Source organism: Trichloromonas sp. (genome assembly GCF_041583255.1).
In the GTDB taxonomy this organism is placed as follows: domain Bacteria; phylum Desulfobacterota; class Desulfuromonadia; order Desulfuromonadales; family Trichloromonadaceae; genus Trichloromonas.
Map to the genome: position 1 here is coordinate 1 of NZ_JBFHGD010000133.1, position 9,165 is coordinate 9,165.

Consider the following 9,165-nt stretch of genomic DNA (forward strand, 5'->3'; position numbering starts at 1 on the left):
GTGGCCGTGCTGCGCGCGCCGACCGGTTGGCAGATTCAGCAGGCCCGGCGAATCCTGGTGCCGGTCAGCGTGCGCTCACATCCCAATTCTCTGCGCGCCCGGCTCCTTACCCATCTCAGTCGCCACGACAGAGAGTGCACCATCACCTACCTCATGGTCGTGCCGTCCAATCTCTCCGGGCCATCGGTGGAGCGCATCCGGCGCATCAACACCAGTAACATGGTTGACGAGATTTCCGGCGCTGAACTGCAGGTGGTCGTCAGTGACGACCCGCTCCAGGCCATCATCCAGGCTGCTGCCGAAACCGACCTGGTGGTGCTCGGCCTGGAGCAGGGCAAGCACAAACGGCGCCTCGTCAGCGCCATCCCCCGCGGGGTACTGCTGGGCACCGGCAAGGCGGTTCTGCTGGTCGGGCAAGTGTAGAAAACAGCGGGCCTTCGCCCCCAACGACCCCCGGATTGCCAGAATCGGACCCTTCCGGCCTCTTTTTTTTCTGGCAACTGTATTCATTATGGGTAAATGGGCGGATTGGCGAGTTTTTTGCTTGTCAATTGTCTTGTCCGTGGTCCTGTCGCAAAGCTTGATGTCTATCCGCCTTGAACTCCAGCATTTTTATTTTGTTTGCATGGCTCCTGGTGCGGGCTGCTGGTGGTATGACGATAGGGTGCGGTCAGGTCGCGATGTCTTTGATGGAATGTTGCTTGACCCGGGGGATTCATGTCGCAATTTATCGAGGTGTTGTTCGATTTTCTTACCCAGTTTACCGGCGGGCGGGGCGGAATCGACCACAACGTGGTGCAATTCGGCCTGGCCGCCATTTTCTGGGCGGCGCTGCTGGCTTTTGCCTGGGAGCGTCGGCGCGAGGATAATCCGCCCCGTGAGCGGCTGCTTATCTGTGGGTTCAGTCTCGGTCTCAGCCGCGAGCTGCTGATGCTCGGCCTGGCCTTTGTGCAGGCGCTGGGGTGGGTCGACCACGATCGGCTCCATGTGATCTTTCCCCCCCTGGAGCATGCCCTGTCCAACGCCGCCATTTTTTACGTGGCCGGCGCCTTTCTCCTGTTTTTTCTGGAATCCGAAACCCTGTCCCGACGCTTCCTGCGGTGGAGCCTGGCCAGTCTCCTGCTCTGCTACCTGGCCACCTTCTGGTGGTGGGGAGCATACATCCTGGCCCATCCTGAATCCAAATTCGGCCAGACCTGGTGCGACTGGCTGTTTCGCATCAATGCCTCTTTCTGGATTGCGACAGCCTTCACGCTGGTGCTGCGTGGCCGCCGGGGCGCAGTGCAGACCGTGGTTTCGCTGGCGCTGGTGCTGTTCTTCCTGGTCGAGTTTCTGAAGATCATCGACATGGCCATGGGGGAGGTTCACGAGGCAACCTTTACCCCGATTCGGCATGGGTTTTACCTGCTGGCGATATTTCTGCTCGGTTACATCTACTTGCGGGAGCAGTCTGCCGACCGTAAGAAGGCCCGGGCGGCGATGCAGGAACTGGCCTATTACGACAGCCTTACCGGCTTGGCCAATCGCAGCCAGTTTTTAAGCCGACTCGATCAGCTCCTTTCTGAAAAAAAACGGTCGCAGACGCAGACGGCATTGTTGTTTCTCGACCTCGACCGGTTCAAGGCCACCAATGACACCCGCGGTCACGCCTATGGCGACCTGCTGCTGGTGGAGGCCGCCAGGCGCATTCGGGGGGCGATCCGCAAGGAGGACATCGCGGCCCGGTTGGGCGGGGATGAATTCGTTGTGCTGCTCGGTTCCGTCAGCAGCGGCAACGAACCCCTGGTCGTGGCGGAAAAACTGCTGCAGCTTCTGCGGCGTCCCTATACGCTGGAAGGGCATGAAACCCTGTCCTCGGCGAGTATCGGGGTCGCCTTCTTTCCCGAAGATGGTGACGACGGCCAGGCGCTGCTCAAGCATGCGGATATGGCCATGTTCGCGGCGAAGGAGCAGGGGCGCAACCGGTATCAGCTCTTTTCGGCGGACATGCACCGCCAGATCATTGAAAAGCACCAGACTGCCGAGGAGTTGAGGCTTGGCATTAAACGGCAGGAGTTGGTTCTGCATTACCAGCCCCAGGTCGATTTGCGCAGCGGTGATCTGCTGGGGGTCGAGGCCCTGGTGCGCTGGCAGCACCCGGCAAAGGGCCTGGTCTATCCCGGGCAGTTCATCGAGGCCGCCGAGGAAACCGGCCTGATCCGGCCGATGGGGGAGTGGGTGCTGCGCACCGCCTGCGCCCAGGCCAGGGCCTGGCAGCAGCAGGGGGTGGAATGCCGGAAGATGGCGGTCAATATCTCGGCCATCCAGTTTGCCCAGCCGGATTTTCTGGCCATGATCGACCAGGTTCTGGCGGAAACCGGGCTGTCTCCCGAATACCTGGAGCTGGAACTCACGGAAAGCGTGCTGATGGTCGATGGGGAGGAGGCCCTGCGAACGCTCGACGGGCTCAAGCAACGGGGGGTTGACGTGGCGATCGACGATTTCGGCACCGGCTACTCGTCGCTGAGTTACCTCAACACCTTCCCCGTGGATCGAATCAAGATCGACAGGTCTTTTGTTGCCGAAATCACGGCCGGCGGCGACGACCATGTCATTATCCGGACTATCCTGGCCATGGCCAGCAGCCTGAACCTCAAGGTGGTGGCCGAAGGCGTGGAAACCCGCGAACAATACGAGATTCTCGGCCGGCTGAACTGTAACGCGGTGCAGGGTTATTATGTGGGGCGTCCCATCCCCTCGGCCGAGTTGATGGACTGGCTGGTTGCCTGGCCGGCTTCCGTGGCGGCGTCTGCCAGGGGATGACAGCTTTTTTCTGCGAAAAAAGAAATTTCGTTCCGAAACGATTAAAATTGGTGCGCTGGGCAATCTTCTTCGCTGTTATTCTCTTTCGATCCCTGTTATAATCCTTTGATTTTTACCGCCCTCATGCATTGGTCGCACGCTTGGGGGGCGAATCCTTCTGTCCATGCAATGGCTTGAAATGATGGGAATCGGAAAACCATTTGAAAAAATAGGCGACAGCTGCCTGTCCTTCCTGGAGCAGGGCGGCCGGATGGGGATTTTTCTCTTTTCCTGCCTGCTCAACCTGATCAAGCCCCCGTATCCGATCTTTCCGGTCATCCGCCAGGCCCATTTTATCGGCGTCCGCTCGGTCTTCGTCATCATTTTTACCGGGGCTTTCACCGGGATGGTGCTGGGGCTGCAGGGGTATTACACCCTGACCAAGTTCGGTTCCGAAGGGCTGCTCGGCTCGGCGGTGGCGCTCAGCCTGATCCGCGAGCTGGGGCCGGTGCTGACCGCGCTGATGGTGGTCGGCCGGGCCGGTTCGGCGATCTGCGCCGAGATCGGCATCATGCGCAACTCGGAGCAGATCGACGCGCTCGAGTGCATGGCCATCGATCCCTATAAATACCTGCTGGCACCGAAATTTCTGGCCGGCATCATCACCGTGCCGCTGTTAACCTGCATTTTTGACGTGATCGGCATTCTTGGCGGTTACCTGGTCGGGGTGGTCATGCTCGATGTCAACGGCGGTACCTTCTTTCAGGGGATGTACGCCAGCGTCGAATGGCAGGATGTTGAGATGGGGCTCGTCAAGTCCCTGGTTTTCGGCCTGCTGATCATCTGGATATCGACGGCCAAAGGCTATTTTCTGCACCTTGAAAAAACGGGGGGGTTCGGCGCCGAAGGGGTCAGCCGTACCACCACCGATGCGGTGGTGCTCTCCTCGGTTTCGATTCTGGTCTGGGATTACCTGATCAGCGCCATCATGCTTTAGGGGGCGGCTGTGCCAAGCGATACAACGATTCAGGCGGCCATCGAACTGACCGGCGTCGAAAAGACTTTCGGTCAGCAGAAGGTCTTGCGCAACATCAACCTGTCGATCGCCGCGGGCAAGACGACCGTGATCGTCGGCGGCAGCGGCCAGGGCAAAAGCGTCGTCCTCAAGCACATGCTGGGGCTGGTGCGCCCCGATGCGGGTTCGGTAAAGATCTTCGGCCGCGAGCTGTCGAAAATCCGCAAGAAAGAGCTGAACCAGATCCGCATGGAGTTCGGCGTGTTGTTTCAGAATTCCGCGCTGTTCGACTCGATGACGGTCTTCGACAACGTCGCCCTGCCGCTGCGCGAGCGGACCAAGCTGTCAGAATCGCAGATTCGCGCCAAGGTTCGGGAAAAGCTCGACATGATGGATCTGGTCGAGTCTGACGGCAAGTTTCCGGCGCAACTCTCCGGCGGCATGAAAAAGCGGGTCGGGCTGGCCCGGGCGCTGGTGCTGAATCCCAAGGTAGTCTTCTTCGACGAACCGACCACCGGTCTCGACGTCAGCCGCAGCAACGAAATTTACCGGCTGTTCCACAAAACCCAGAGCCAGCTCAATTACACGGCGGTGATCGTCAGCCACGACGTCCCCAAGATTTTCAAGCTGGCCGATTACGTGGCCCTGCTGGCCGAAGGTGAAATCCAGGGGGTCATGTCGCCCGAGGCGTTTCAGCTCTCCGAACATCCCCTGATCCGGCGCTACGTCGTAGAGACCATGGGCCCCATTTATTCGAGTGCAAAAGAGGAGACTGCTCTTTATGAACCGGCTTAATATCGAAGTCGCCGTCGGGGTTTTCCTGGTGGCGGGATTTCTCTGCTTTGCCTGGCTGTCGGTCAAGCTCGGCCACGTCGATCTGTTCGGCGGCAACGAGTACACCGTCAAGGCGAATTTCAGTTCGGTCTCCGGGCTCAAGGAGGGCGCCTCGGTGGAAATCGCCGGGGTCAAGGTCGGCAAGGTTTCCCGCATCCGCCTTGGCGGGGAGACCTACGAGGCCGAAGTCGAGCTGACCCTGGACAAGGACGTCCGGTTGCAGGACGACTGCATCGCCTCGATCCGCACCGCCGGGATCATCGGTGACCGCTACGTCAGCATTTCGCCGGGAGGCAGTGACATGCTCATCGAGCCGGGCGGAGTTGTTTTTGAAACCGAGTCGGCCATCAATCTCGAAGAACTGATCAGTAAATACGTGTTCGAGAAGAATTAGGAGGCGGAGTGAAAAGAGTATTCCTGTTGCTTACGCTGCTTTTTTTGTTGTCCACCGGGGGTCTTTTCGCTGCTGACGAAGAATTCGTTCTCGAGGACGATCCCTTTGCTGAATCGGAAATGATATCAATTTTCGATCCTCTTGAGCCGGTCAACCGTGGAGTTTTCTGGTTTAATGACAAGCTGTATGTCTATCTGCTCAAGCCGGTTGCCAGAGGCTTGCGGATTGTTCCCGAGCCCGCCAGGGTGTCGGTGTCGAATTTCTTTTCCAACCTCGGCACTCCGGTGCGCGTGGTCAACAACCTCCTGCAGCTCAAGTTGACCAACACCGGCAGCGAGCTGGCCCGTCTGCTGGTCAACAGCACCTTCGGGTTGGCGGGGTTATTCGATCCGGCGACTGCCTGGGGGCTGGAGAAAAAAAACGAGGATCTCGGCCAGACTTTCGGCCATTACGGTGTCGGGTCCGGCTTTTACCTGGTGCTGCCGGTGCTTGGTCCAACCAGCCTGCGTGACGGCGTCGGCCGGGTCGGAGATTATTTTGTTGATCCACTGCCCCATGCGCTCAAGCAGGAAGAACTCATCGGGCTGAGGGTGTTGGACAGCGAAAATAGGCTGTCCCTCGACAAGGACACCTACGAAGGCATCATTAAGCACGAAATCGATCCCTACCTGTTTGTCCGCAATGCCTATGCCCAGTATCGTGCCGCGGAAGTAAAAGAATAATTTCGGAGGTATGTGTATGCAGTTAGCAAAACGTTTCCTGGGACTGTTCATCGGTCTTCTCCTGCTGGCCGCAACGCCGGCGGTTGCCGCCCAGGGTCCGCTGGATCAGGCCCGTGCCACGGTCGACGCGGTCATGGCCATTTTGAAAGACTCCAGTCTCGACAAGCAGGTGCGCCGCGAACGACTTTCGGCCACCATCCTTGCCCGTTTCCAGTTCGCCGAAATGTCCCAGCGGATTCTGGCTCTCAACTGGAAAAGTGCCAGTGCCCAGCAGCGCGAACAGTTCGTGGCCCTTTTTTCCAAGTTGCTCGAACGCAACTACATCGGCCACATCGAGGATTACACCGACGAGAAGATTGATTTCGTCAAGGAGCGGGTGCAGGGCAACCGGGCCGCCGTCGATACCCTTGTCGTGACCAAAAGCAAAGAAATCCCAATCTCGTACCGGATGGTGCAGGAAGGCACCGAGTGGATGGTTTATGACGTGGTCATCGAATCGGTGAGCTTCGTCAACAACTACCGGAGCAGTTACGGGGATATCCTCAAAAAGGATGGTTTCGACGGGCTCCTGGCGCGGATGTCGGAAAAGCTGACCGAACTTGAGCAGCAGAATGGAATCGTCACCGAGCCATGAACCAGACTCCTGCCGATGTGTGCGCCCGCATGAAAAATGACCTGCGTTTTTTTCGCTTCATCACCGAGGCGGACAACGCGGTGCTCGCACCCTATTTCGAATGCCGCCAGGCGGCGGCCGGCGACATCCTCTGGAAAGAGGGGGATATGGCCGCGTTTGCCGCGTTTGTCATGACGGGGCGGGTCGAGGAAAAGAAAAACACCGAGTTCGAGGGACGCCAGGTCGTGGTTGGGGTCTACAGCCAGGGGGCGGTGATCGGTGAATTCAGCCTGATCGACGGCCTGCCGCGGGCGGTAACCGCCGCCTGCCTGGACGATGCTCAGCTGCTGCTGCTGCCGAAAGAAAATCTCGACAAGCTGCTTATCGATCACCCCGAGCTCGGCATCAAGCTGCTCAAGGGGGTCCTGCTGACCCTTTCGATCCGGCTGCGTAAATCCTTCGAGCGGCTGGCATCCATTTTCTGAACAGCATTGCGGCGGAGCCGAAAAGGAGCCTCTTTACCATGAGCGTACCGCCAGGGATTTTCCTGAAAACGATCCTGCTGTTGTCGGTCGTCACGGTAACGGCCTGCTCTTTCCCCGGCCCGGCGCCTTTGGCCTTTTCGCCCGCCGGTGGTGCGGCCCGTGTTTACGAGTGTCGGGCCGGCTACGAGATCCTGGCGCGGATCGATGGCGAGTTCGCCCACCTGATTCTCCCTGACCGTACGGTCAGCCTGGTTTATCAGCCGGCGGCGGACGGCGCCAGGTACAGTCGCGGCGACGTGACCTTCTGGGCCTGGGACGACGAGGCGATGCTCGAAATCGGCCATGAAACACGGATGACCTGCACCCTCAACCCGAACCGGGATTCCCTCAGGTAATCCCGGTTGCCGGTGCCGCTTTATTTCAGCTCGAAGGCGATTTTCAGCACGACCTGGTATTCGCTGATCAGCCCGTCTTTGCCGACGTGTCCGCGGATTTCCTGCACTTCGAACCAGGAGAGCTTTTCCAGCGACTCCTGGGCCTTTAAAACCGCTTTCTGGATAGCGGCTTCGAGCCCCTTGTCGGAAACCCCGATCACTTCGATTTTCTTGTAGGTTCTCCCCTGTCCGTAGGTCATCGCGTCCTCCCTTGTTGGTCTGCACCCCTCTGCTTGAAGATTAACACCCAAGCGGGGAGAGTAAAGATGGTTGCCCCCTTTCTTGATATCGCAGATGGCGGTTGAAAAGAGATTTGGCCGGCATTTTTGCGCATTATGCATTTTTTTATTCAAATCAAGCTCAAAACCATCTAATAATTAACGAATCTATCTTTATCAACTGACGAGCCGCCGAGTTACACTCACCCGTTTCCTGTGAGGACCCATGCGTATTGCACTGATTGGAATTGGCAAGATTGCGAACTACCAGATGCAGGCCATCAACCACACCAAGGGCATCAAGCTGGTCGATGCACACGATCTTGATCCGACCCGGGCCGATGAACTGCCCGGCAGCGTCCAGTTTCACGACAACCTGGACACGCTCCTGAAAAAGTCTACCGCCGACGCCTTCCTGGTTTCGACTCCGACCCATAGCCATTACGAAGTGGCGATGAAGATAATCGAGGCCGACCGCATCGCCATTGTCGAAAAGCCGCTGTGCACCAGCCAGGAACAGATGGATACCCTGATGACCGAGGCCCGCACGCGCAAACTCCCGCTCTACACGGCGTTTCACCCGTCCTACGGGCGCGAGGTCGAATGGTGGATCGAACAGCGCGCAGAGAGGAATTTCGAGCTCGGAAGGCTCATCGGGTTTGAGTCCTGTTTTTCCGACCCCTACTACCTCAACGGCAAGCTGACCCTGGGGGCCGTCGGCAAGGCCGGTTCATGGTTCGACAGCGGCATCAGCAGCCTGAGCATTCTGGCGCGGTTGATCGATCCCGAGCAGATGCAGCTTGTCGACGGGCGCATGACCGTTATCCCCGATATCCAATGCGCCCAGGTGCAGGCACTCGGCTTGTTTCGCTTCAAGGCGGATGGGCGCACCGGTTACGGCATGGTCGACACCAACTGGACCCTCGGGCGAAATTACAAGACGACCCGCCTGTGGTACGAAAACGGCGTGATCGAACTCGACCACGCCAAGGAATTCGGCCGCCTGCGCCTGCAGGGGCAGGACGAACTGGTGTTCAACCTGGCCACCGACAAGCCGCGGCTGGTCAATCATTACTGCGGCGTGTTCGCCAACCTGACCGAACTGTTCAGCAAGGGAGAAGACAACACGAAACTGTCCGAAGTGTTGCACGGGCTGCTTTTTGCGGCGCTGCGTGCCTGAGATCGCGCGAACGGAACATGAAGGGATACGGGGGGGGCGGCCGCATGGCTGCCCCTCTTTTTAGTTGCGCAGCCGGGCCAGCGAACAGAAGATGCCGAACACGCACAGGACGCAGAAAATCAATAGCGCCGTGTGCATGCTGCGCAGGAAATCTGGCTGGGTTGCTGCGGTCACCGCCTGCCCGGCCATGACCATGGAAAAAATCACGGTGATGATGGTCATGCTCGTCATCATGCCAAGAGTCCGCATGGTCGAGTTGAGGCCGGAGGCGACGCCAAGGTAGCGCGGTTCTACGCTCCCCATGATGACGCTGGTGTTGGGGGAGGAAAAAAGGGCGAAGCCGAGGCCGAGAAAAACCAGCATGGCGATGACGGCGGCAAGCGAGGTGGCGGCATTCAGGGTGGCGGCGACGCCGAGGCCCAAAGCGCAAAGACCCATGCCGACGGTGGCGACCCGGCCCGCCGGGTAGCGGTCGGCGAGTTTCCCGCA

At 58.8% G+C, this 9,165-nt stretch carries 11 protein-coding genes and 1 pseudogene; 10 read left to right on the top strand and 2 right to left on the bottom strand.

What is annotated here, in order from left to right; translation table 11 throughout:
- The 9 genes and pseudogenes from ABYV89_RS11155 to ABYV89_RS11195 all read left to right on the top strand — a co-directional run.
- Window positions 1-423 (top strand): annotated as a pseudogene (locus tag ABYV89_RS11155) (hypothetical protein); the annotation flags it as partial.
- Between the two features lie 294 nt (window positions 424-717).
- Window positions 718-2,802 (top strand): putative bifunctional diguanylate cyclase/phosphodiesterase, encoded by a 2,085-nt coding sequence (locus ABYV89_RS11160; RefSeq protein ID WP_432823029.1) that lies wholly within the window; start codon window positions 718-720, stop codon window positions 2,800-2,802.
- A gap of 163 nt (window positions 2,803-2,965) precedes the next feature.
- Window positions 2,966-3,778, top strand: coding sequence for an MlaE family ABC transporter permease (locus ABYV89_RS11165; protein WP_432823030.1), 813 nt, complete (start codon window positions 2,966-2,968; stop codon window positions 3,776-3,778).
- Window positions 3,779-3,787: 9 nt separating this feature from the next.
- Window positions 3,788-4,591 (top strand): ABC transporter ATP-binding protein, encoded by an 804-nt coding sequence (locus tag ABYV89_RS11170; RefSeq protein ID WP_432823031.1) that lies wholly within the window; start codon window positions 3,788-3,790, stop codon window positions 4,589-4,591.
- On the top strand, window positions 4,578-5,024 hold the full coding sequence (gene mlaD / locus ABYV89_RS11175; RefSeq protein ID WP_432823032.1) for an outer membrane lipid asymmetry maintenance protein MlaD: 447 nt from the start codon (window positions 4,578-4,580) through the stop codon (window positions 5,022-5,024). Before ABYV89_RS11170 ends, mlaD begins: the two co-directional genes overlap by 14 nt.
- A gap of 8 nt (window positions 5,025-5,032) precedes the next feature.
- Window positions 5,033-5,746 carry an MlaA family lipoprotein gene (locus ABYV89_RS11180; protein ID WP_432823033.1) on the top strand — a complete coding sequence of 238 codons (714 nt, stop codon included), beginning with the start codon at window positions 5,033-5,035 and terminating at the stop codon, window positions 5,744-5,746.
- Window positions 5,747-5,762: 16 nt separating this feature from the next.
- Window positions 5,763-6,380, top strand: coding sequence for an MlaC/ttg2D family ABC transporter substrate-binding protein (locus tag ABYV89_RS11185; protein ID WP_432823034.1), 618 nt, complete (start codon window positions 5,763-5,765; stop codon window positions 6,378-6,380).
- Window positions 6,377-6,844, top strand: a complete 468-nt coding sequence (locus tag ABYV89_RS11190; RefSeq protein WP_432823035.1) for a Crp/Fnr family transcriptional regulator — start codon at window positions 6,377-6,379, stop codon at window positions 6,842-6,844. Before ABYV89_RS11185 ends, ABYV89_RS11190 begins: the two co-directional genes overlap by 4 nt.
- A 38-nt stretch (window positions 6,845-6,882) precedes the next feature.
- Window positions 6,883-7,239, top strand: a complete 357-nt coding sequence (locus tag ABYV89_RS11195) for an MliC family protein (protein WP_432823036.1) — start codon at window positions 6,883-6,885, stop codon at window positions 7,237-7,239.
- Window positions 7,240-7,259: 20 nt separating this feature from the next.
- On the opposite strand, the gene ABYV89_RS11200 is transcribed toward ABYV89_RS11195, so the two are convergent.
- Window positions 7,260-7,478, bottom strand: coding sequence for a dodecin (locus ABYV89_RS11200; protein ID WP_432823037.1), 219 nt, complete (start codon window positions 7,476-7,478; stop codon window positions 7,260-7,262).
- 244 nt (window positions 7,479-7,722) lie between these two features.
- Between ABYV89_RS11200 and ABYV89_RS11205 the strand changes: the two genes are divergently transcribed.
- Window positions 7,723-8,676: a Gfo/Idh/MocA family protein gene (locus tag ABYV89_RS11205; RefSeq protein WP_432823038.1), complete on the top strand. Its 954-nt coding sequence runs from the start codon at window positions 7,723-7,725 to the stop codon at window positions 8,674-8,676.
- A 60-nt stretch (window positions 8,677-8,736) separates the two neighbouring features.
- On the opposite strand, the gene ABYV89_RS11210 is transcribed toward ABYV89_RS11205, so the two are convergent.
- Window positions 8,737-9,165, bottom strand: a 429-nt coding sequence (locus tag ABYV89_RS11210) for an MFS transporter (RefSeq protein WP_432823039.1), incomplete at its 5' end; no start/stop codon positions are given.